Consider the following 20,092-nt stretch of genomic DNA (forward strand, 5'->3'; position numbering starts at 1 on the left):
GAGAGAAGCGGGGCGGCCGGAGGTAGCAGCTCCAGCCGCCCCACCCAGATCAGGCCGTCGCGTCCTGGATGGACTCGACCGCAGCACCGTTGACGGCGTGGAGGGCGTGGAGGGCGTGGAGGCGCTCCACCTCGGCGGTGAACCCGGAGACGACCTCCAGCAGCCGCCGCGCGTTCTGCACGTCGCCCGCCTCTACCGCGCCGCGCGTCCGGTTGGTCAGCATCAGGGACACGCCCGCAGCCTCGATCACCAGAATCGGCCCCGCCTCCGGGTCCTCGGGGTAGGTGTGGCAGTAGAACCGCATGCCCGCGCCGAGGTGCAGGTCCATCCCGCCGTATCCGTCCTTCACGCCGCCCTCCCCTTGCCCGAGGACCGCCCCGACGAGGACCCGACGGACGAGGGACGACGGCCAGACCGGTACAGCCGCTCCACCTCCACCGCGTACGCCGCCGCCTGCTCGGCCAGCCGCCGCGCGAACTCCACGTCCCCGGCGCCCAGCCGCTCGGGAAGAGTGAGCGTGACCAGCACCCGACCGGCCGAGACGGTGAACAGCGGCGTACGCGCCCGAAACGCCCTGAACTCAGAGGAGGCCGCACCGTCGATGGGCAGCGACAGCGCCGACATGCGCCCGCCCGACTGCGCGCCCATCAGGCCGCATCCTTGGCCGTGTTGTCCTTGGCCGTGTTGTCCTTGCCCGCTGCACGGCCCGCGGGCTTGATGTTGGCCGGGCGCATCGCCGCCGCCTTCAGCGAGTAGGCCAGCCGGTTGTTCTGGCTGTTGACGTACGGCGTCACGCTCAGCCCGTCGAACTCCACCGGCACGAACGGGAACCCGGTCGGAGCCTCCGGCATGATCGGCTGAACCGGCGCGGTCAGCTTGACCTTGAACGTGCCCTTGGACTCCGGGTCAGCGTCCAGCACCTCCACCGCCCACACCAGTTCGCCCGACTCCTTGTCGCGCGCCTGGACGAAGTTCTCCCGCGTCGACCGGTCGAAGTCCCGCACCGGCTCCACACCGCCCTTGATGAACGCCCCGAACGGGAACACGTCCCCGAACGCGACCTTGAACGGACCTTGCATCGCCATGGCGATCACTCCTATCCGGTCAACTGTCTGTCAGTTGACCTACCAAGTGTGATCGTAGGCTACCCAGCTTGGTCTATCAAGTAACTAACCGGCGTGTGGCCGGGTGCGGTCACGCCAGCGGGTAGGCGTCTTCCAGCTCATGCAGGTCAGCAGGCAGGACGGTGTCAACCACCATGAGCGGACGACCGGCAGCGTCCCGGGCAGTCGCGTACACCACGAGGACAGGCGTCCCCGTACGCATCGACAACGCGTCGACCTCCTCGCCGGTTGGCATCCTCGCAACGATGTGCTCGACGACGTGATCGAACTTCACGCCCTTGCGGGATTCCAGGTGCTGCCGCACACCTTGTTTCAGGGGTTCGGCGCTGGTCAGGTTCGTTGACTCGGCGAGGTCCAGGGGCAGCCACAGCGAGAGGAGTTCAGACGGCGCACCGTCAGCCGTCAGCAGCCGTCGGCGAAGGAACGCCTTGCCGAACGAGCCGAGGCCGAGAAGAGACCGGACACGGTTCGGCGCATCGACCACCCCGGCGGCGAGGACCTCGCCGGGTACGGCCGCCTCCGAACCAGCGAGCCGAACCTGACCCGCCCGCGCGTTCTCCAGCGAAGCGAGGGCAGGACGGCCCCGGACGAACCGGCCCTTGCCTTGCCGGGAGTCGATCCAGCCCTGATCCCGAAGCACCCGCAGAGCCGCCACCACGGTTGGCCGACTGACATCGAACTCGGCGATGAGCATGTGTTCGCTCGGCATCGCGGAGCCGGGCGGGTACTGGCCGGACTCGATGCGCCGTTGAAGCTCCGTGACGAGCTGGGCGTACTTGGGGGGCACGGATTCAAGGCTCATCTCGTCCGTCCATCATCCGACAGGTTGTCTTACCAGGTCAGCGTTAATGTACGCCCAACCCGTCCCGGATGTCACGACTACCGGACATCAGCAGGCCCTATAACGCCGTGAGGAACAGCGGACCCGCGCGCCTCAGTCATCCGGTCTGCCAGCTCCATCGGCGTCCCCGCTTCGAGGAGCACCCACCAATTCGCCCAGGGCATCAGAGCCCACCAACGGGAGGTGTGTTGCCCGAACCAGACGGCCGAGTCCGGGAACCGGCGTTGCAGGGTGATGATTGCCGCCGTCCGATCGTCCGGTGCATCTCCGGCCCGCATCGTCACGGCCGTCTCGGCAGGTTCGACGCGGTCGGCTCGTGCATGAACGCGGTGATCCGTTCGGCCGCCGCGTCCAGGTCGGCGACCGGGTGGACGTTGTCGACCCGCCACCAAGAGATCTCTCTCTTGTGACGGTTCACCACCACGTACCCGATGATGTCGAGTGCCGTCCCACCCGTTCGCGTGACCGTCAGTCCGGGGACGGCGTCACGCATCTGGACGTACAGACCGCGCTTGACTAGAGCCCGGCACAGCTCACCCAGCACCCGAAGTTCAGCGTCGCGGGACAGAGAAGGACCCATCACCTGTTCTCGCTTTCGTCGGAAGCAGAGCCGGAGGCGCGGGGCCTGGTCCGTCCCTCCCACACGCGTGACCATGGGGGAACTGGGGGGCGATCACGCGACGGACCGTCCTCGCCGTGCCTCCGGCTCTGCCGTTCAATGCGCTCAGGGCCAGCCCGCCAGGCCAGCCGCAGCGCTAGTCAAAGTGGTCGTTCGCCGAGCCGTTGAGCTGCCCGGCCTGCGCGATCACGAAGCGAGCCACCTCGGCCGCCGCGCCCGACATGTCGTCGACCGGGTGTTTGCTGTCGTCGCGTCGCCAGGTGAACGTCCGGCCCGAGGCCCCGACGAACACCCACACGAACAGCCCTGGATTCGCGGTACTCACTAGCAGCCCCGGCATTCCCTCATCCAGCCGGACAGCCAGGCCCAGAGCCAGAAGGGAGGACCGCAGATCAGCCAGAAGCCGCATCTCGAAATCCCGCGCGTTCACGACTCCGCACCGTTCTGCCGCTCGGACGCGCGACCGGTCCCCAGGCAGTCAGGGCACGAGTCCTGACGACTGTCCGCCGGAACGCCCGCCACGTGACCCGGCGTCAACGTCCGCCGCGCCACACGCCGCTTGACCCCGCGTCCCCTGCAAGAGGTGCAATCGCTCACCATGACGCCACCGTGCCAACAAGTCACGTTGCGTCACGACGTCATGATCATCTCGTCCTGAACGTCAAGGTCTTGCACCTGTCTCGACTTTGTCTCGTCCTCGATCTCGCGCCGCGTCTAGCCTGAGAAACGCCCAGCAGAGAGGACGGCCTGTGTCTCCCCAACCGATCCTGTTGCAAGTCGTCATCCGTCAGCGCCGCCTACATCGGTACGGCATGTTCCAGGCCGCCTACAACGAGGCAGCCAAGAGGGTCTCGCCCGAACTCACCGGCACCGCACCGAGCCGCGCGCAGCTCCACCGCTGGACGTCCGGCGAACTCAAGCGCCTTCCCTACACGGATCACTGCCGCGTCCTGGAGGCGATGTTCCCCGAGTGGACCGCCGACGAGCTGTTCGCTCCGTGCCCGCCGCACGTCCTGGCCGACGAGCCCGCCGCCTACGCGCCCAGCGACGAGCGCGCCGACCTTGAATCGACCGCCGACCGGGTAGGTCCGAACCCCTACGCGGACGTCACCGCCGTATTCACCACCCGCGCCGAGTTCTCTTACGCCCACCCGCCACACGCCCTACTCGACGGAGCGAGCAGCATCCGAGCCGCCGGCCTCTCCCTCAACATGCTCTGCCAGCAGTATCCCGACCAGCGCCTCTACCGGCTCATCGAGGACGGCACCACTCTGCAAGCCCTGTTCCTGGATCCCGAAGGCGAAGCCATCCGAGCCCGCGAACAGGAAGAGGGCTACAGCGACAACCACCTCACCACGCTCACGCGCCTAAACATCGAGGTTCTGACCCGCCTACGCAAGCGCCTGTCGTCCGAGGCCCAAGAACGCCTGACGGTCGCCGTCTACGACGAGACGATCCGGTTCAACATCACGCTCATCAACGACCGGCTCTGCGTGATGCAGCCCTACCTACCGAGCGCCCGCGGACTCGACTCGCCCACATTCCTCGCCGAACGCAGTGCGACCGGCAACGGCACCGGACTGTATGAGACGTTCGAAGAGACCTTCAACGCGCTATGGGAACGAGGCCGCACCCTATGACCGACGCACCAGCCGCACTACTACCCGTCGCCCTCAAGGCAGCGGAGATAGCCAGTGACCTAGTGCGCACCCGCGTCCCCGGCCTGCTCACCGCCAAGGGTGACCGCGACATGGCGAGCGAAGTCGACTACGCCGTAGAACGCGCCGTCCGCGACTACCTCAAAGAGCGAACGCCCGACATCGCCATACTCGGCGAAGAAGAAGGCATCACCGGCGACACTACCGGCGAACTTCTCTGGGCCATCGACCCGGTAGACGGCACCGCAAACTTCGTCCGCAACATCCCGCTCTGCGGCTTCTCAATCGGTCTCATCCAACGAGGCCGCCCCGTGGTCGGCGTGATAGACCTACCGTTCCTAGGCACCCGCTACCACGCGGCCCAGCACACCGGCGCCTACCTCGGAGACCGCCGCATCCAAGCGAGCATGACCACCAACCTCAAAGACGCAATAGTCGCCATCGGCGACTACGCCGTAGGCGAGGGAGCCGAAGCCAAGAACCGCCAACGCATTGCCCTAACCGAACGCCTGGCCGCCAACGTCCAACGCATCCGCATGCTCGGCTCAGCAGCCATAGATCTAGCGTGGGTCGCAGAGGGAAGGCTAGACGCCAGTATCACACTTTCGAACAAACCTTGGGATACTGCCGCCGGAGTCATCATTGCCCGCGAAGCGGGAGCAAAGGTCACCGACCAAGATGGCAGCGACCACACGTTTAAATCCACTGCAACTATTGCATCTAGTGATCAACTAGTGCATGGTCTAGCAGCGATCCTTGGCATCATAGCGCAACACTGTCAGGATTAGCCAATTGGACAAGGAATGCCACGCTATGCAATACCAGCGGTATATTATTCGGCCCATCTCGGGTATCAAAACATCGGTTCTTGAGATGGCGACTCAGTCAGCCCACCCGCTATTACTTGAAGCTGAGGCGGTCCAACTTCCGGACTAAAATGGGGCTCCCTATCACCATAAACGGAAGTGACCGTTAGTCCCATCAAGGCTGAGGTCAAATCTGCGGCCGGTATCCCCAAGTCCCTTGATAGGCGAGCTGTGCTCCATCCGTCCTCTCGGGCCAGCGACATGATCTGTTTCAGTAGGGACGACTGTTCATGCGAGATTCCGTCGGGCTCAGACTTTCGAAAGCCTCTTTCTGTCAGATCGATCATCCACCGGCGCTGCTGCCAGTCAGATATGCGCCCAACTTGGTGAAGCCTCTTCACCATCGCCATGGCAGACACACGCCAGTACCTCTTGAGAACGAAAATATCGCTAAGCTTTACGGTGCCTGAAACTTGCGGCAACACTCCCGCTTGGGGTATCAAAAAAGCACTAGCGAACAAGTTTGCATGCAATTCGAACTTGCGTTCGCGATTAGTTCTTACTCCACGATGCATGCATAGGTGGCCTAGTTCATGAGCGAGATCGAAACGGAGGCGTTCGGAACTCTTTGACGGATTCAAAAGGATATAGGGGCGATCGTCACGCCAGAAAGAAAAGGCGTCGACCTCGCGATCTTCTGAAGCGATGCCAAAGACTCGAATTCCTTTGCTTTCCAGCAGAGTCAGCATGTCCCGGATGGGACGGACGCCGAGAGCCCACATCGTGCGCAGTGACTCTGCGGCTTCAACGGGAGCCGGTTCAGAGTCGATAGAGGAAGGGCAGAGTTCCTCTATTGAAGGAACGTCGGGAACAGGAGTGGTATATCGATCGTCAATCCACTCCGAAAACGCCCGAATGATGGAGGCGTTGGCAAGTACTCGCCGCAATTGGCGCTGAGACATGCTTGTCAAAGCGCGAAAGCTTACCGCATCCTTGGGTACTTCTTCTATGTCTTCGCCATAGAAGAAGCTGGACGGAAATGCCAGTTCGCGGCTAATTCTGCTGACGGGCGGGTTTTCCACCCGCCCAGCTTCCCAGTCTGAAACTGCACGACGCGTAACGCCGCACAATTGAGCAAACGCTTCCTTGGTAAGGCCAGAGCGTTCACGGGCGAGGCGCAATCTGTTCGGATTAAACGCCCTAGTGATATCACTTTCGTCCGACATGAACGGTGGTTTCGTCTTCGGGTCCCTCATCGGGCTCGACTGGTGTCACGGCGACATCGCCGAGTTCTATGGGATCAAAAAGGATCCTCTTGGCATACCGGGACACCCGCTGACTCTTGCCCATAAGAATGGGTAGAGCCAGCTCGCTGTACAGTCGGTTCTCTCGACCGTTGACGAGGAAAAACCAAGTCTCACAGTCATCTTCAGAATTCTCGGCCGACGACTTGGGCATGCCGGGAAGCATAGCCTGACCTCGGTAGTTTCGCTTGACCCTTAGCTGCGTTATAGGCCCTCTCGGGCGCGCAGTCATGGGGTCGTCGAAACCTTGAATGCCGGTATTCGTGTCACCGCCGACAACTGCGATTGCCAGTTTTCGCGACAGGTTGAATATTGTTTCGTAGTTATCGGCATGGCCCATCTTCCAGTCTTGTGCAAGGGCCAGGCACTCCATGCGGAAATGGGCCAAGGTCTCTGCCCACATCACATACCCCTGGTAGGGGCGGGGGTGGGTCGGCCCGCAACGCTCCCGTCGTTCGTTACCTACCGTGATGGCGTTATGGAAGTAGCGCTCCCGGAGCCCCATGCGGGAAAGCTCTTGCTCAGCCTGTTCGCCAATGAAGATCCTGCATGGCTGTGACTCAGGTGCAGCGCTCATCCATAGCTCCACATAGATCGACTTCCTCAAACGGTACCACAAGTGAGGTTCCGTATGAGGAAGTTGCACGTGTGCTCAGCGTACAGCCGGTGCGTGATTAAGTCGGACGACCAGGGAGAACTGCCGAATTTGGCTGTTTGGGATCAAGGGGCGGCGGCGCTCAGGCCGCTGCGCGGCCCCGCGCCAGGCCGCCCGGAGCGTGCGGCGTGGGCGCCGGTCACCGGACGGCCGCGCCGGGCCGCGCATCGCGCCACCTCCGCCAGCCGCGCCCTGACCGCCCGCCACGGGGTACGCGCCGCCGCTATGACCACGCCTACGGCGCGTATCACTCCGTTGGCTGGGTTCCAGTGGTCGGTTGGACTGGAAGGGCGGTCATCCATGAGGCTCACGGAGCTGCCAGGCGGAGGGTTGGCGCTGGCACGTTCAGTCCTGGTGGCCGCCGGTCGGCCTTACTGCTTGGAGTGTTTGTGATCGGTCTCGTGCGCGGCCACGGGTGTGAAGCGTGCTTGGCTCCCTGGGAGCCACGTTGGGAGCCACGCGGACGGACGATCTTGGAGAGTGGCGAACGCATGCGGACGGCCGGACGCAGCGCCCCCGAGCGTGCGGACTGATCCGAACGGTTCCGGTGATCGTTTGGGAATCTACGGATCAGAAGGTTAGGGGTTCGAATCCCTTCGGGTGCGCCAGCTCAAAGGCCCCTTCCAATCATGGAAGGGGCCTCTTGCGTGGGCCGTGGGAGCCACCTCAGGCGCCGCGGTCTTGGCGGTCGCCGTGGACGCAGGGTGGGGATCTTGGGGCGCCGTGTTGAGGTGTGTCCGCGCGAGTACATCGAGTGGCACGACGCCGTCTGTGGCGGCTGGTAGTTGGTCAGCGGGGATGGGTGCGTCGGCACGCTCGATTTCGAAGACTCGCCTGACAGCGCCTGCGTTGCCCCTTGGTATCCGGCTGGGCGCGGCCGTCAGGCTCGTCGGCCGAACCATGGGGTGACCGCCGGTCAGAGTGTTGGGCGCGGGGTGGGTGGGTCTTTGGTTCGAGGGTGGTCGCTTGCTGGGAGGGGAGACTCTTCTTCCTGATCTGAACCGGCGTTGCTCGGCTTGCGCCTGACTTGGTGGAATGGCCGTGTCCCGTAGTTGACCTGCGGAGGTTGTGGGATGTCTCAGGCTCCGTGGTCACAGGGTGCTCCTAAGGAGATCGGCGGGTATCGGCTGGTCGGGGTTCTGGGTGAGGGCGGTCAGGGCTCGGTCTATCTGGGTGAAGCTGCGGACGGACGCCGGGTGGCGGTGAAGGTCCTGCACGGCCGGTTCGATGGTGATGGCAAGGCTCTCGAACGCTTTGTGCGGGAGGTGGAGGCTGCCCGCAGGGTCGCCCAGTTCTGTACCGCGCGGGTGCTGGAGGTCGCCACTGCCGGGGGCATTCCGTACATCGTGAGCGAGTACGTTCCGGGTGAGTCGCTCAGGGATCTGGTCGCTCGCGACGGGCCGCGCGACGCGGGTGCGGTGGAACGGCTCGCGGTCGGTACGGCCTCGGCGCTGTCGGCGATTCACCAGGCCGGGATCATGCATCGGGATTTCAAGCCCCACAACGTGCTGATGGGCCCGGACGGGCCGAGAGTGATCGATTTCGGTATCGCCCGCGCTTTGGACACCGTCGCCACCGATGCGAGTGGAGTGATCGGCACTCCCGCCTACATGTCGCCGGAGCAGATCACCGGGGGCCGGATAGGTTTCCCCACCGACCTGTTCTCCTGGGCCCTCACCATGGTCTATGCGGCCACCGGCCGACACGCCTTCGGGGACGACACCATGCACGTCATGATGTGGCGGATCGTCAATGACGAGCCCGACCTAAGCGGAATACCCGAACGCCTCGAAGTCCTGATCTCGGCGGCTTTGGCCAAAGATCCCAGCCGGCGCCCTACCGCCACCGAGGTCCTGCTCAGCCTTCTCGGGCATCAGCCGCCGGGCAAGGCCACCCTTGTAGAGGGAGAGACGTCTGCTGAATACGAGCTTCGCGCGGCGTTGGAAGGGCGGTTGCGGGTGCTGGGGCCTGATCATCCCGACACGCTGGCCAGCCGCCAAGAGGTCGGGCGCCTGCTCTGGGGCCTGGGGCGGTTAGCGGAAGCTGAGGTTGAGCTTCGGGCCACCCTGGAGGGGCGATTGCGAACGCTCGACGCCGACGACCCCGAAACCCTTTGGGCCCATCACAACCTCGGCGGCCTGCTAGTAAGGCTGAGGCAGTTTCCGGAAGCCGAGCGCCAACTCCGCACCGCGTTGGAAGGCCGGTTACGGGTACTGGGACCCGCCCATCCCCACACCCTTTGGATCCGAACCGACCTCGGCGTCCTGTTCAAGGAGCAAGGACGGTTCGAGGACGCCAAGACCCAGCTGTACACGGCGTTGGAGGGTCGGTTGCGGGTGCTGGGGCCTGATCATCCTGAGACTCTGGCCAGTCGCCAAGAGGTCGGGCGTCTGCTCTGGGATCTGGGGCGGTTGGCGGAGGCCGAGACTGAGCTCCGAGCCACGCTGGAGGGACGGTTGCGGGTGCTCGACGCCGACGACCCCGAAACCCTCTGGGCCCATCACAACCTCGGCGGCCTCCTGGCGAGGCGGGGGCGGATGCCAGAAGCCGAGGCCCTACTTCGCACCGCGCTGGAGGGCCGGTTACGGATACTAGGGCCTGATCACCCCGAGACCCTGTGGATCCGGAACGACCTCGGCGTCCTGCTGAAGAAGCGAGGACGCTAGGGGGTCAGCTCGTGGCCGCCCGCCCTCCGGATACCTCTGGCACTGGACGGCAGTCCGCTCGCGTGTGCGACAGCCGATGTCGCATCTGAGCATTGCGCGCCGCGCCCTCCTAGAGCCCGGCGCTCGTTCGCGCGAAGCGGTCTGTCACGGGGTTGCGCGGTGTCCTCGGACGCATCGGGGGGTTGGTGGCTAGTGGCGGGAGGTGGTGAGGCGGATTAGGGAGGCGTGGGCGGGTGGGGCCCAGGTGGGTTTGCCGCCGGGGTGGCCTTGGGTGCCGGCGTGGCCTATGAGGATGCCGGTTAGGGCTCGGGCCATTGCCCATCCGCGGGCTCGGCGCAGGGTCGCGGGGTCTGGGGTTGAGTGGTAGGCAGCGTGGAAGTGGTCGATGGCGTCGTCCGGGAGCAGGATCCAGGCGGCTGCTAGGTCGTAGGCCGGGTCGCCTGCGAAGAGGTCGCCGAAGTCGATTACGCCGCTGATGGTGCCGTTTGTGGTGAGGACGTTCGCCGGGTGCAGGTCACCGTGGAGCCAGAGTGGCGGGCCGGTGTAGGGGGGCGCTGCGGCGGCGTCCTCCCAGATCGCGCGGACGGCATCCGGGTCGGGGATCAGGCCCAGTTCGGTGGCGGAGGCCAGCTGGTTGGCGAAGCCCTCGGAGTGGTCGGAGAGATGTCCTCCGCGGTTGCGTCCGGTGGGTGCGTGCTCGGGGGCCGACTGGTGGAGTGCCGTTAGGAAGGTGGCCAGGGTGGTTGCCGCCTCCTGGGCGTGGATGGCGGGGGCGCGGTCGGCTGGTTCCCCTGGAACCCACGTTGTGACGATCCAGGGGCGCGGGAACCGTGCGGAGGGCTCGCCTAGACGTTGTGGAACGGGGACGGGTAGCGGGAGGCGCGGGGCGAGGGTGGGTAGCCAGGCGTGCTCCTTGCGCACCAACTCATCTGCGGACGCCGTTGCCCAGGGCAATCGGACGGCGAGGTCGTCACCGAGCCGCCATAGCTGGTTGTCCCAGCCGCGGGCGCCGAGTGTCACCGGGTGGTCGGCCAGGTCGGGATGCTGATCTCGCAGAAGATCCCGCACCAACTCCGTGGTGATCTCGATCTCGACGTGCGTCATGCGGGCACAGTAGCCACCTGCGGCTGGGTGTCGCTGATCTGCACGGGCTATGTCCGTCGCGATTGCCGTCTTGGCGTGATGGCGGCCGGGTGGGTCATGTGCTGTATAGGCCGTCCCAGGGAGGGCCGAAGCCTAGGCCTTGGGGGTGGAGTTCGGCCCAGTTTCGTCGGCCCCGTCTTTTCTCTATTAGTAGGCCGAATGTTGTTTCGTCTACTACTAGGTGGAAGGGGCGGATCGCTATGTCGCCGTAGGTGCGGTCGGGGAGGGCGGTCAGCCATTCGGTTAGTTTGGCTTGTGCGCGTTGGGTTGCGTCTCGGCTGTCTTTTTGGTTCGCGCCCGCCGACCAGATCTCTGAGCCTGTGTGAGAGCCTGCCGGGTCGAACCTGTGCAGGACGGCGTACCAGCGCATCTGCGTCTGCCAGTCCGGGCCGGGGGTGTAGTCGTTCGGGTATGCGCCGGTCACCGAGGCGAAGAACTGGCCCGCTTGGTAAGTGCCGATGGTGTCGGTGTGGAAGTCGGGCTCGTGCTTGATCGGGATCACGTCCGGTACGGGCATGGGCGCATTCTAGGCAGGCGTAACTGGTTGTCAGAGGTCTGGGGCTGGGGAGACGGTGCCTGTCCAGAGGAGGGTGAAGATGGTTATTAGGGGGACGGCGTTGCCTAGGGTCATTAGGGCTGTAACACGAAGGGCGGGAAATAGGTAGCTCAGCTTCCAGGGCGTGGTGAGGACTCGGCTTCGCAAGGCGGTTTGGCGGGTTGGGGTTGGGAGGCCGTCCAGGAAGTGGTGCATGGCCTTGCGGGTGGGCTCGTCTGTGCAGGCTTCGGCGTCCGCGCGTAGTTCTTCTACCAGGCGGAGGACGGTGCGGGCTCGGCGGACCGCGAGGATTCCGCTGACGGCCATGATGAGGAAGAGGGCGAAGAGCGGCCCCTCGGAGCCCCGGACGGTGAACGCCATTCCCGCGTCCAGGAAAGCGCCGAACTGGGCGAAGTGCGCGTACATGGCGACGATTCGGCGGCGGGACACGTCGTGGTGGCGGACGTGGGAGACCTCATGCAGGAACACGGCGGTGGCCGTGGGAGTGTCGCCGCGCAGGCGGGAGCGCCACTGGGTGGGGATCAGGACGACGCTTTCAGGGCGGCGGGCGTTCATCCGGTACTGCGACCAGCCGTTCCATACCGCGAACGGCATGATGACGGCCGTCACCACACCTACCCCGATCCAGAACTGCGGGCGGTCGTACCACCCCGGCCATACTTCCCCGGCCACGGCGATGGCGACTCCGGCGGTAGCACCGGTGACGATGAGTTTTTGGTTGTGTCGGGCGCCCCAGTCGGCCATTACGCCGAGCATGCCCAGGCTGCGTCCGGGCGGGTGCAGGGTCTCCAAGTTGAAGTGGGCTCTGAAGACGGAGTAGGCGGCGACCGTGTCGATGTCCAGGCCGGACTTCTCCAGGACGCGGCGGACGTCGTTCCAGCGGTGGTCCCAGTCGATCGGGCTCCGGAGTTGGCGGCCGTGCCGGTATTCGTACGACCAGGCGGCCCATTCCCTGATCAGGAAAGCGAAGATCGCCACGCAGATCACGGTGACGGCGCCGAGGCCGAGCAGGAGCTCCCCTGCGGGATGCAGGGGCGAGTCGCCGTAATGGTCGACCGTCATGAGCGTCGGCACGAACAGCGCGTAGGGGGCGGCGATGACGGCGCGTAAAGCGCGGTCGGTGAAGCGGAGGTGGCGGAGCTGGGCCGCCTCGGTCATTCGGCGTCGTCGCCGTCGAGCAGCACGGTCACCTGGATGACTATCACTGTGCGCAGTTCGCCTGCGTCCACCTCGGGTGGGAGGGGCAGTTCCTCCATGACGTGGTCGACGATCTCGTCTTTGCGGAACTTCTTGCGAAGGTAGGTGACGGCGTTCTCGACACCGCGCTCGATGGCCATGTTCGTGGCGACGTTCAGGACGGTGAACGCCACATGTCCGAGGAACGTGAGGCCCATTCCGAGGAAGATGAGGGCGTCCGCGACTCCGGCGGCGCTGTCGTCCACGGGGTGGGACTCGGTGCCGGGGAGGATGCGCTCGGTGCGCATGAGGTCGGCGTAGTCGTCGAACGAGTCGTCGCGCTCGTCGGGGGCGACCGCCGCGGCGGACGCGTCCACCATGGCGAGGATCCGTTCGACCTGGTCGTCGTCCAACCGCTGCATGTGCCGCCGGCCTCCCCGCCCCGTTTCGCTTCAACGTACGCGAGGCGGCGGGGGGCGTGCGGGACGCTGTCCACGTCCGGCCGGGACCCGGCGTCAGCGCCGTGTGGTGCCGGGGATGAGCTGGTGGAGGAGCGGCTTCCCGACGGGCAGGAACGTCCGGCCGAGCATGCTGTTGATCAACCACGCGGCGGAGGCGTACCAGGCGCAGACCGCGGTCAGCACGCCGATGTAGCCGCCGATCTTGATCGTGGTGGGGCTGGTCGCGAAGTTCCCGATGAAGAGGATGATCTCGGTCGCCTCAAGCGTGACGAACACGGCGAAGACGGCCTGGTTGACCTGCGCGCTCCACAGCATCATGTACGTGTTGAAGATCGCGAAGGCGAGCAGGATCCAGCCGAGGTCGTTGGCCTGCTGCGCGGCGGTCGCCCCGCCCGCGACCAGTGCGACGTAGAGGCCGAGGCCGAGCCAGAAGCCGCCGTAGGATCCGAACGCGGTGGCACCGAACACGCTCCGGTTCCGGAACTCCCACATCGCGGCCAAGATCTGGACGAGGCCGCCGTACGCGAGCGCGTAGCCGAGCCAGGCGTCGGTGCCGTCCGTCCACGCCGCGTTCTTGGCGGACAGGAGGAACATCGTCAGCGCGAACGCCGCCAGCCCGAGCGGGGCCGGGTCGGCGACCGCGGTCGGGGCGTGCGGGACGGGTTCCTGCTCGACGTGGTGTGTCACGGTGCCTCCTCGCTCGCGTCCCATCGCCGTGTCCCGGCCGGGCGGGGATGGGCTTCGGACGGCGCCGGACGCGCGTCCCTGAATCGCGGGGACCGTTTCTCACCCGGAGCCCGATTGCGATCATAACTCCGCGGAGACCGCCGATCATGGGGCTGATCTGCGCTTATTCACGCCATATCCTGAGAAAGCGGACGAGCCATATCGGGCGGGACCGCCGATTCGGCGGATAAATGGCCCGGCGAATGCTCGCACTTGACCACGCCATCACCCCTTTTCCGGGCAGGTCGACAAATAGTGGCGAAAGCTTGCCGGTACCGCCCCCGCAGCCGCCACGACGCGATGACGGCGCCGACCTTGGCCATCTGCCAGAGGGCCGACACCGCAGCCTGGGGTCACGGTGACACCTGAGGAAGAGCGCGTCTGATTGGACGCGCTGGACAACCACGACATCCACCATCATTTAAGAAGGTAAATTCTCGGCCAAGCGGTAAACCTACCCGAGCCCTCATTCGTCGCGGCTCGTCATCATATTCCATGGATTATCTAGAACCATTCCCCGTCGCCCGGCATCTCACCCGGGTACAGGATCCGATCGAGGGAATAGGGGATTCCGCAGATGAAGATCTTGAACAGGGCGGGGCTCGGCGTCGCCGTCGCGCTCCTCGCGCTGGGCGCCGGGACCGGCGCCGGGATGGGCGTCGCCAGCGCCGATGGGCCGGGTACCGACCCGGCGGCCGCCAGGGCCATCCAGGAGCAGCCGTGGGTCGTGCTCGGTCCCGGCGACAGCGACTACCGGATCGCGTCCGCGCGCTGCTTCCTGGTGCAGCTCGGCTACTACCGCGCCTGCGCCCCGACGTCCGCCGGGGAAGGGTGGCCCAGCGATCTCGGGGCCGCGCTGAAGAACTACCAGGGCGCGCGTCACCTGCCGAAGTCGGGACGGCTCGACGTCGAGACCTGGGGCGCGCTCCAGCGTGACGGCGGCACGGTCGGCCAGGGCAGCGCACGGCACTCCCAGGTCAAGGGCCTTCAGTACGCGATGAGGGTGCTCCAGAGCCGCTCGCTCGTCCCGGACGGGCAGTACGGCCCGGCGACCACGAAGGCCGTCAAGGCATTCCAGCAGCGAAAGGGAATCGGCGCCGACGGCATCTTCGGGCCGATCACCTTCCGTGCCGCCTTCGCCAAGGGCGCGGAATCCCGGAGCACTCCGGGCCGGTGAAAAGCATGCGGCCGCCCCACCGCCAAGCGAGGGGCGGCCGCGCACATCTCATCGGTTCGGCTGGAGGAAGCGCGGGGTCGGCAGCGAATCGCGGGCCAGCACATTGTTGATGAGGAAGCGCCGCGCGGGTTTCGTCGGTTTCGGGACCGGCCGGAACGTCAGGCGGTGCAAGTAGAACCAGCCGTCCGCGAACGCCTGCACGGCCAGCGCCATGCAGCGTTCGAAGTCCTCCGCCTTACGGGCGCCGACGAGTTCGGCGGCACGGTCGCGGTCGGCGCGCAGATTGTCGAGCCACACCTCCAGCGTCCGCGAGTAATGGTCGAAGTCGTTGCGGAGCGCGACCAGGTCGAACAATCCGTCGGACGCCGCCTGCAACTCGGTCAGGTAAGACGGGTTGCACTCCGGGTAGACGGTCGTCGCCAAATAGAGGTCGCGCAGGATGTCGACGTCCAGCGGGAAGCGGTGGCCCCAGGAGATCGTCTGGACGACCAGCCGCCCTTCCGGCCGCATCCACGACCGGCAGCGCTTGAAGAACTCGCGGTAGCCCTGGATCTTCGCCCGTCCCGACATTCCGGGACGCGCGAAATGCTCCATCGCCTCGATGCAGATGATCGCGTCGTACGGCGCGGACGGACGGTGGTCGATCCAGTTCTCCAGCCGCACGTCGGTGCGCGGAATGCCGAGGTTCCGCGTCCAGTCGACGGCGGCGCGGCTCAGCGTGATGCCGCTTACGGACTCGACGTCGTGCTCCTCCACCATCCGCCGCATTTCGCCGCCGTAGCCGCAGCCCACGTCCAGCACGCGGATTCCCGGCCTGATCCCGGCCTGGCTGAGCAGGTACTCCTCCTTGCGCAGTTGCGCCTTTTCGAGGGTGTCGGCGCCGTCCGTCCATAAGCCGCAGGCGTAGGCGAGGCTCGGGCCGAGCCAGATGCGGAAGAACTCGTCCGAGACGTCGTAGTGCTTGGCCGCCGCTTGGGTCGAGACCCCCCGGTAGCCCTTGGAATTCGGCATGTGCCGTCCTTTCGTGTCATTCCTTCCACGCGGCGGGGAGCCGCCGGTCGAGCCAGCCGGGCAACCACCAGTTGGCGCGTCCCGCGACCCCCATCACCGCCGGGACGAGCAGCAGCCGCACGACGGTCGCGTCGAGCAGCACCGCGAACGCCAGGCCGAACCCGAACTGCTTCAGTTCCAGGACGCGGGCGAACAGCAGCGCGCCGAAGACGATCACCATGATCGACGCGGCGGCGGTGATCTGCCGTGCCGTGTGGTCCAGCGCGGCGGGGATGGCGCGGGTGTCGTCGTGGGTGGCGTGCCGTTCCTCCTGGATGCGTCCGACCAGGAAGACCTCGTAGTCCATGGACAGGCCGAAGAGCAGCGCGAACAGCGCCACCGGCAGGTACGCCTGGAGCGTCCCCGAGCTGGTGAAGCCGAGCAGGCCGGAGCCCAGGCCGTGCTGGAACACCTGCGTGGTGACGCCGAGCGCCGCGACCGTCGCGAGCAGGTTCAGCAGGACGGCCTTCACCGGGACGAGCACGCTCCGGAACACCACAAGCAGGTAGCAGAACGAAAGCGTCAGGATGACGGCGACGACCAGGGGGAGCTTGCCGGTCGTCTCGTCGGACAGGTCGACGTACTCCGCCGTGAGCCCGCCCACCTTCACATGCGCGCCCGTCCCGGCGAACGCGTGGGGAACGAGGTCGGAGCGCAGGTCACGGACGAACGCGCTCGCCGCCGGGGAGTCCACCCGCTCTTTGAGGACGATCTGCATCGCGGCGCAGTCCCCCGACTGGCCCGCGGGGAGCACGCGGGCCGTGCGCCGGTCGCCGCCCGCCGCGTCGGCGAGGCGTCCCATCCCGGTGGCGGCGTCGCCGCCGCAGCCGACGACCTGGACGGGCCCGACCGCGCCGGGGCTGAACGCCGTCGCGACGATCTGCTGGCCCTTGCCGGACGGCGTCCCGGTCAGCGACGCGAGGCCCCAGTCGACCCCGAGCCTGATCGTCGGCAGCGGCAGGCACATCGCGCCGAGCAGCAGCAACGCCGGAATCCCGAGCCGGTACGGGTGGCGCAGCACGACACTCGCCCACCGCGACCACCGGCCGGGCGCGGCGGCGCCGCCCGGCGTCAGGTCGGCCGGACGGAACCGCTTCGGCAGCGCGCCGAGGTTCACCCGGTGGCCGAGCAGCGACAGCAGCGCGGGGAGCACGGTCAGCGACGCGACCAGGCAGCACGCGACCATGAGGCCCGCCGCGATCGCGATCTCCATGAAGATGTGGCCGCGGATCAGCGCCATCGAGCCGAGCGCGACCATGACGATGAGCCCGGCGGTGAGGACCGTCCGGCCGGACGTGCGGACGGCGACGCCGACCGACGCGCGCACGTCGTCCCGGGAGGGCTGGACGCCGGGACGTGTCCGCCGGGCGAGTTCCTCGCGGAACCGGCTGATCATGAAGAGGGCGTAGTCGATGCCGACGCCGACTCCGATCACGGTGGCGACGACGGTGACGAACCGGTCCAGGTTGAGGGCCCCGGCGAGCAGTCCGAGGAGCGCGGTGCAGACCGCGACGGACGCCGTGGCCACCACGACCGGGAGCACCGCCGAGACGACCGCGCCGAACGCCAGCAGCAACGCGATCAACGCGATCGGGATGCCGATGCTCTCCGCGACCTCCTGGTCGCGCAGCTCCGCGTCAGACAGGTCGTTGGTGATCGCGGACGCGCCGGTCAGGTACGCCTCGACCGGCCCGCCGGCCGCCGCGTCGCGGGTGCGTCGTTGCAGCTCGTCGGCCTTCTTCGCGCGGTCGGCGCGGCTGCCGGACATCGCGAACGCCGCCACCGCGACATGCCGGTCGGCGGAGATCTGGCCGGGTCCGGCGTACGGGCTGTGCGGGGCGGCGCCGTGCGCGGCGACCGCCGCGATGACGCGGTCGACCGTCCGGCGGTACTCGGGCGCGTCGGCCGTGAGCCGCGCCGAACGGAACACGAGAACGCCCTGCTCGGCGCCGAGCGCCGGGAAGCGCTCGGCGAGCAGGGACTGCGCCTTCGACGACTCCGATCCCTGCACCAAGTAGTCGGGGGCGCCGAGCCGTCCTTCGACGTGCGGGTAGAACAGTCCCGCCGCGACGAGGACGGCCAGCCAGGCGACCAGCACCGGGGCGCGCCGCCGCGCGACGAGGCCGCCCCACCGCTGGAGTCGTGTCGCCGGACGCTCCGCGGCGGGCCGCTTCGTCGTGGGCCGCGTCATCGCGCCCCCGCCAGCGCGACGGTCGTGTCGGCCCGCAGGGTGCCGTCCGCGAGCCGCCGCCGCGCCGTGTGGTAGCGCTTCTTTCCGCTGGTCGTGCGGGGGATGACGCGGCGGCGGGCGAGGTGCAGGGAGTCCACCGGCAGGTCGAGGGTGCGCAGGGCGCGGCGGCGTGCCTCGTCCAGCTCGAACCGGGCCGGGCAGTGCTCGACGACCGCGACGATCTCGCTGCCGGGGTCGTAGATGTCGGCGTCCAGCACCATCACCTCCTGGACGGGACGGCCGAGGATCCCGGCCACGCGCTCCTCCAGCAGCGACGCCAGGTGGTTGCGGCCGTTCCGGATGATCACGTGCTTGCGTCGCTCCAGGACGAACAGCTCGCCGCGGTGCCGGAAGCCGAGGTCGCCGGTGCGCAGGACGCCGTCCGGGAACGGCCGCGGCGAGCCCGTGTCCGGGTCGAGATATCCGGCGGCGATGTTCGGGCCGGTGAGCGTGATCTCGCCGAGGACCGCGTCGCCTTCGACGGGACGTCCGTCCTCGTCGATGAGGGCGGCGGTCATGCCGTCGAGCGGCGGGCCGCAGGAGAACACCGCGATGCCGGGGCCCTCGGGCGGCGGGCCGCCGAGGACGCCCTCGCCGAGCAGCCGCACCGGCGCGCCCGTCTCCACGCCGACCGGGTCGACCAGCACGTAGCGCGGCGGCGCGTCGACCTCGGCCAGCGCCGCCGCCAGCGTCGTCTCGGCCATGCCGTAGCCGCAGACCAGCGCGCCCGCCCGCAGCCCGGCCGGGGCGAACCGGCGGTGGAACCCGTCGAGCGTGTCGAACCTGATCGGCTCCGCGCCGACCACCGCCGTGCGCAGGGCGGACAGGTCGCAGCCCGGCACGTCGTCCGGCGCGACCTTGCGGCGGACGTGGTCGTACCCGAACGTCGGCGCGGCGATCAGCGTGCCGCGGTACCGGCTGAGCGCGTCGATCCACGTGTGCGGGCGCATGACGAACTCGATCGGCTTCATGACGTACAGCGGCCAGCCGTGGAAGGCGCCGAGCAGCGCCATCCCGACGAGGCCCATGTCGTGGTAGAGCGGCAGCCACGTGACCAGGCGCTCGCCGCCGTTCCGGCCGAGTCTCCGCTCGATCGTGGTCAGGTTGGCGCACACGTTCGCGTGCGTGATGCCGATCAGTTTCGGGTCTCCGGTGGACGCGCTCGTCGCCTGCAGGAACGCGACCGTGTCGCCGCCGAAGCCCGCCGATTCGGGCAGGTCGCCGGGGGCGAGGGTGTCGTAGCCGTCCGCGTCGGCGGGCAGCGGCACCACCGGGACGCCCGGCGACTCGACCGCGATGCCGTCCTGGAGGGCGAGCACGACCTCGCCCTGGACGACGCCGAGCGTCCGCCGCACCTGGCCCTGGAACTGCTCCATGCCGCCCGCCGCGTGCGGGGACGGCAGGATCAGCGGGCGGCCGCCCGTCCACAGCGCGCCGAAGAAGGCGAGGAGGGCGGGCATGGGATCGTCCGCGGCGATGACGACGGTGGCGTCCTCGGGGATCTTGCGTCCGAGCCACGCCGACGTCCGCAGGAACGTGTCGTACGGCATTTCCACGTTCGGTTTCCCGTACCGCAGGAAACACACGCCGTTCCGGGGATCGGCGCGGGCAACGTTGGCCCTCGTAACGTCCAAGAAATTCACGCCGCCTCCGCGAGTCGCCGCTCGATCAGGGACGCGAGCCGAAGGGGGGTCGAGGCGAGGAGGACGTCGTTGTCGGAGAACGGGACGCCGAGCCGGTCGGAGACGTCGACGCACACCTGCAACTGGGTCAGCGATGTCAGGCCGTGGGCGCGAAACGGCGTCTCGTCCAGCCGGAGCGTGGAGATGTCGACGCGGCCGTCCACGGCGGACACCGCCTCAAGTATTTCCGCGAATATCTCGTCCTTGGTCATCTGGTC

The 20,092-nt window shown here is 67.2% G+C and carries 21 protein-coding genes; 4 read left to right on the top strand and 17 right to left on the bottom strand.

Annotation, left to right across the window (positions count from 1 at the left end; all coding sequences use genetic code 11):
- Positions 1 to 49 precede the first annotated feature (49 nt).
- The 6 genes from FXF68_RS08715 to FXF68_RS08740 form a co-directional block, all read right to left on the bottom strand.
- The gene (locus tag FXF68_RS08715) at positions 50 to 349 is read right to left on the bottom strand and encodes a hypothetical protein (protein WP_148758442.1); all 300 of its coding nucleotides are present in this window, start codon (positions 347 to 349) and stop codon (positions 50 to 52) included.
- Complete coding sequence (locus tag FXF68_RS08720) at positions 346 to 648, bottom strand: hypothetical protein (protein ID WP_148758443.1); 303 nt, start codon at positions 646 to 648, stop codon at positions 346 to 348. Before FXF68_RS08720 ends, FXF68_RS08715 begins: the two co-directional genes overlap by 4 nt.
- Entirely contained in the window at positions 648 to 1,085 is a 438-nt protein-coding gene (locus tag FXF68_RS08725; RefSeq protein WP_148758444.1) for a plasmid replication, integration and excision activator, read from the bottom strand. The genes FXF68_RS08720 and FXF68_RS08725 overlap by 1 nt, the downstream gene beginning before the upstream one ends.
- Positions 1,086 to 1,194: 109 nt before the next feature.
- Positions 1,195 to 1,926, bottom strand: a complete 732-nt coding sequence (locus FXF68_RS08730; protein WP_148758445.1) for a GntR family transcriptional regulator — start codon at positions 1,924 to 1,926, stop codon at positions 1,195 to 1,197.
- 319 nt (positions 1,927 to 2,245) lie between these two features.
- Positions 2,246 to 2,545 (bottom strand): hypothetical protein, encoded by a 300-nt coding sequence (locus tag FXF68_RS08735; protein ID WP_148350159.1) that lies wholly within the window; start codon positions 2,543 to 2,545, stop codon positions 2,246 to 2,248.
- Positions 2,546 to 2,720: 175 nt separating this feature from the next.
- A complete protein-coding gene (locus FXF68_RS08740; protein ID WP_148758446.1) occupies positions 2,721 to 3,014 on the bottom strand; it encodes a hypothetical protein in 294 nt (97 codons plus the stop codon).
- A 319-nt stretch (positions 3,015 to 3,333) separates the two neighbouring features.
- Here FXF68_RS08740 and FXF68_RS08745 point away from each other — a divergent pair, with 319 nt between their 5' ends.
- Together FXF68_RS08745 and FXF68_RS08750 are read left to right on the top strand one after the other, a co-directional pair.
- The gene (locus FXF68_RS08745) at positions 3,334 to 4,224 is read left to right on the top strand and encodes a DUF5919 domain-containing protein (protein ID WP_148758447.1); all 891 of its coding nucleotides are present in this window, start codon (positions 3,334 to 3,336) and stop codon (positions 4,222 to 4,224) included.
- Complete coding sequence (locus FXF68_RS08750; protein ID WP_148758448.1) at positions 4,221 to 5,030, top strand: inositol monophosphatase family protein; 810 nt, start codon at positions 4,221 to 4,223, stop codon at positions 5,028 to 5,030. Before FXF68_RS08745 ends, FXF68_RS08750 begins: the two co-directional genes overlap by 4 nt.
- Before the next feature lie 65 nt (positions 5,031 to 5,095).
- Here the strand turns inward: FXF68_RS08750 and FXF68_RS08755 are convergent, their stop codons facing one another.
- Together FXF68_RS08755 and FXF68_RS08760 are read right to left on the bottom strand one after the other, a co-directional pair.
- A complete protein-coding gene (locus FXF68_RS08755; RefSeq protein ID WP_187437814.1) occupies positions 5,096 to 6,274 on the bottom strand; it encodes an ImmA/IrrE family metallo-endopeptidase in 1,179 nt (392 codons plus the stop codon).
- The gene (locus tag FXF68_RS08760; protein ID WP_148758450.1) at positions 6,258 to 6,929 is read right to left on the bottom strand and encodes a hypothetical protein; all 672 of its coding nucleotides are present in this window, start codon (positions 6,927 to 6,929) and stop codon (positions 6,258 to 6,260) included. Before FXF68_RS08760 ends, FXF68_RS08755 begins: the two co-directional genes overlap by 17 nt.
- Before the next feature lie 1,151 nt (positions 6,930 to 8,080).
- Between FXF68_RS08760 and FXF68_RS08765 the strand changes: the two genes are divergently transcribed.
- Entirely contained in the window at positions 8,081 to 9,673 is a 1,593-nt protein-coding gene (locus tag FXF68_RS08765) for a serine/threonine-protein kinase (protein ID WP_148758451.1), read from the top strand.
- 189 nt (positions 9,674 to 9,862) lie between these two features.
- On the opposite strand, the gene FXF68_RS08770 is transcribed toward FXF68_RS08765, so the two are convergent.
- From FXF68_RS08770 to FXF68_RS08790, 5 genes are all read right to left on the bottom strand, one after another.
- The gene (locus FXF68_RS08770) at positions 9,863 to 10,777 is read right to left on the bottom strand and encodes an aminoglycoside phosphotransferase family protein (RefSeq protein WP_148758452.1); all 915 of its coding nucleotides are present in this window, start codon (positions 10,775 to 10,777) and stop codon (positions 9,863 to 9,865) included.
- 94 nt (positions 10,778 to 10,871) lie between these two features.
- Positions 10,872 to 11,333, bottom strand: coding sequence for a hypothetical protein (locus FXF68_RS08775; protein ID WP_148758453.1), 462 nt, complete (start codon positions 11,331 to 11,333; stop codon positions 10,872 to 10,874).
- Positions 11,334 to 11,363: 30 nt separating this feature from the next.
- Entirely contained in the window at positions 11,364 to 12,530 is a 1,167-nt protein-coding gene (locus FXF68_RS08780; protein WP_148758454.1) for a M48 family metalloprotease, read from the bottom strand.
- Positions 12,527 to 12,970, bottom strand: coding sequence for a hypothetical protein (locus tag FXF68_RS08785; protein ID WP_148758455.1), 444 nt, complete (start codon positions 12,968 to 12,970; stop codon positions 12,527 to 12,529). The genes FXF68_RS08780 and FXF68_RS08785 overlap by 4 nt, the downstream gene beginning before the upstream one ends.
- 93 nt (positions 12,971 to 13,063) lie before the next feature.
- On the bottom strand, positions 13,064 to 13,696 hold the full coding sequence (locus tag FXF68_RS08790) for an acetate uptake transporter (RefSeq protein ID WP_222869870.1): 633 nt from the start codon (positions 13,694 to 13,696) through the stop codon (positions 13,064 to 13,066).
- Between the two features lie 616 nt (positions 13,697 to 14,312).
- On the opposite strand from FXF68_RS08790, the gene FXF68_RS08795 reads away from it, so the two are divergent.
- Complete coding sequence (locus tag FXF68_RS08795; RefSeq protein WP_148758457.1) at positions 14,313 to 14,912, top strand: peptidoglycan-binding domain-containing protein; 600 nt, start codon at positions 14,313 to 14,315, stop codon at positions 14,910 to 14,912.
- Between the two features lie 48 nt (positions 14,913 to 14,960).
- On the opposite strand, the gene FXF68_RS08800 is transcribed toward FXF68_RS08795, so the two are convergent.
- The 4 genes from FXF68_RS08800 to FXF68_RS08815 form a co-directional block, all read right to left on the bottom strand.
- On the bottom strand, positions 14,961 to 15,923 hold the full coding sequence (locus tag FXF68_RS08800; RefSeq protein ID WP_148758458.1) for a class I SAM-dependent methyltransferase: 963 nt from the start codon (positions 15,921 to 15,923) through the stop codon (positions 14,961 to 14,963).
- A 16-nt stretch (positions 15,924 to 15,939) separates the two neighbouring features.
- Entirely contained in the window at positions 15,940 to 18,153 is a 2,214-nt protein-coding gene (locus FXF68_RS08805) for an MMPL family transporter (RefSeq protein ID WP_148758459.1), read from the bottom strand.
- A complete protein-coding gene (locus FXF68_RS08810; RefSeq protein ID WP_246178657.1) occupies positions 18,150 to 19,742 on the bottom strand; it encodes an AMP-binding protein in 1,593 nt (530 codons plus the stop codon). Before FXF68_RS08810 ends, FXF68_RS08805 begins: the two co-directional genes overlap by 4 nt.
- A gap of 89 nt (positions 19,743 to 19,831) precedes the next feature.
- Complete coding sequence (locus FXF68_RS08815) at positions 19,832 to 20,086, bottom strand: acyl carrier protein (protein WP_148758461.1); 255 nt, start codon at positions 20,084 to 20,086, stop codon at positions 19,832 to 19,834.
- Positions 20,087 to 20,092: the final 6 nt, after the last annotated feature.

Origin of the sequence: Actinomadura decatromicini (assembly GCF_008121305.1) — a bacterium.
Classification (GTDB): domain Bacteria; phylum Actinomycetota; class Actinomycetes; order Streptosporangiales; family Streptosporangiaceae; genus Spirillospora; species Spirillospora syzygii.

What these genes read in the sequence shown, in the direction of transcription:
- FXF68_RS08800 (WP_148758458.1), bottom strand. Translation starts at nt 15,923, where the DNA reads ATGCCGAATTCCAAGGGCTACCGGGGGGTCTCGACCCAAGCGGCGGCC.
- FXF68_RS08815 (WP_148758461.1), bottom strand. Translation starts at nt 20,086, where the DNA reads ATGACCAAGGACGAGATATTCGCGGAAATACTTGAGGCGGTGTCCGCC.
- FXF68_RS08730 (WP_148758445.1), bottom strand. Translation starts at nt 1,926, where the DNA reads ATGAGCCTTGAATCCGTGCCCCCCAAGTACGCCCAGCTCGTCACGGAG.
- FXF68_RS08770 (WP_148758452.1), bottom strand. Translation starts at nt 10,777, where the DNA reads ATGACGCACGTCGAGATCGAGATCACCACGGAGTTGGTGCGGGATCTT.
- FXF68_RS08785 (WP_148758455.1), bottom strand. Translation starts at nt 12,970, where the DNA reads ATGCAGCGGTTGGACGACGACCAGGTCGAACGGATCCTCGCCATGGTG.
- FXF68_RS08725 (WP_148758444.1), bottom strand. Translation starts at nt 1,085, where the DNA reads ATGGCGATGCAAGGTCCGTTCAAGGTCGCGTTCGGGGACGTGTTCCCG.
- FXF68_RS08750 (WP_148758448.1), top strand. Translation starts at nt 4,221, where the DNA reads ATGACCGACGCACCAGCCGCACTACTACCCGTCGCCCTCAAGGCAGCG.
- FXF68_RS08720 (WP_148758443.1), bottom strand. Translation starts at nt 648, where the DNA reads ATGGGCGCGCAGTCGGGCGGGCGCATGTCGGCGCTGTCGCTGCCCATC.
- FXF68_RS08805 (WP_148758459.1), bottom strand. Translation starts at nt 18,153, where the DNA reads ATGACGCGGCCCACGACGAAGCGGCCCGCCGCGGAGCGTCCGGCGACA.
- FXF68_RS08780 (WP_148758454.1), bottom strand. Translation starts at nt 12,530, where the DNA reads ATGACCGAGGCGGCCCAGCTCCGCCACCTCCGCTTCACCGACCGCGCT.
- FXF68_RS08760 (WP_148758450.1), bottom strand. Translation starts at nt 6,929, where the DNA reads ATGAGCGCTGCACCTGAGTCACAGCCATGCAGGATCTTCATTGGCGAA.
- FXF68_RS08795 (WP_148758457.1), top strand. Translation starts at nt 14,313, where the DNA reads ATGAAGATCTTGAACAGGGCGGGGCTCGGCGTCGCCGTCGCGCTCCTC.
- FXF68_RS08810 (WP_246178657.1), bottom strand. Translation starts at nt 19,742, where the DNA reads ATGCCGTACGACACGTTCCTGCGGACGTCGGCGTGGCTCGGACGCAAG.
- FXF68_RS08755 (WP_187437814.1), bottom strand. Translation starts at nt 6,274, where the DNA reads ATGTCGGACGAAAGTGATATCACTAGGGCGTTTAATCCGAACAGATTG.
- FXF68_RS08765 (WP_148758451.1), top strand. Translation starts at nt 8,081, where the DNA reads ATGTCTCAGGCTCCGTGGTCACAGGGTGCTCCTAAGGAGATCGGCGGG.
- FXF68_RS08775 (WP_148758453.1), bottom strand. Translation starts at nt 11,333, where the DNA reads ATGCCCGTACCGGACGTGATCCCGATCAAGCACGAGCCCGACTTCCAC.
- FXF68_RS08735 (WP_148350159.1), bottom strand. Translation starts at nt 2,545, where the DNA reads ATGGGTCCTTCTCTGTCCCGCGACGCTGAACTTCGGGTGCTGGGTGAG.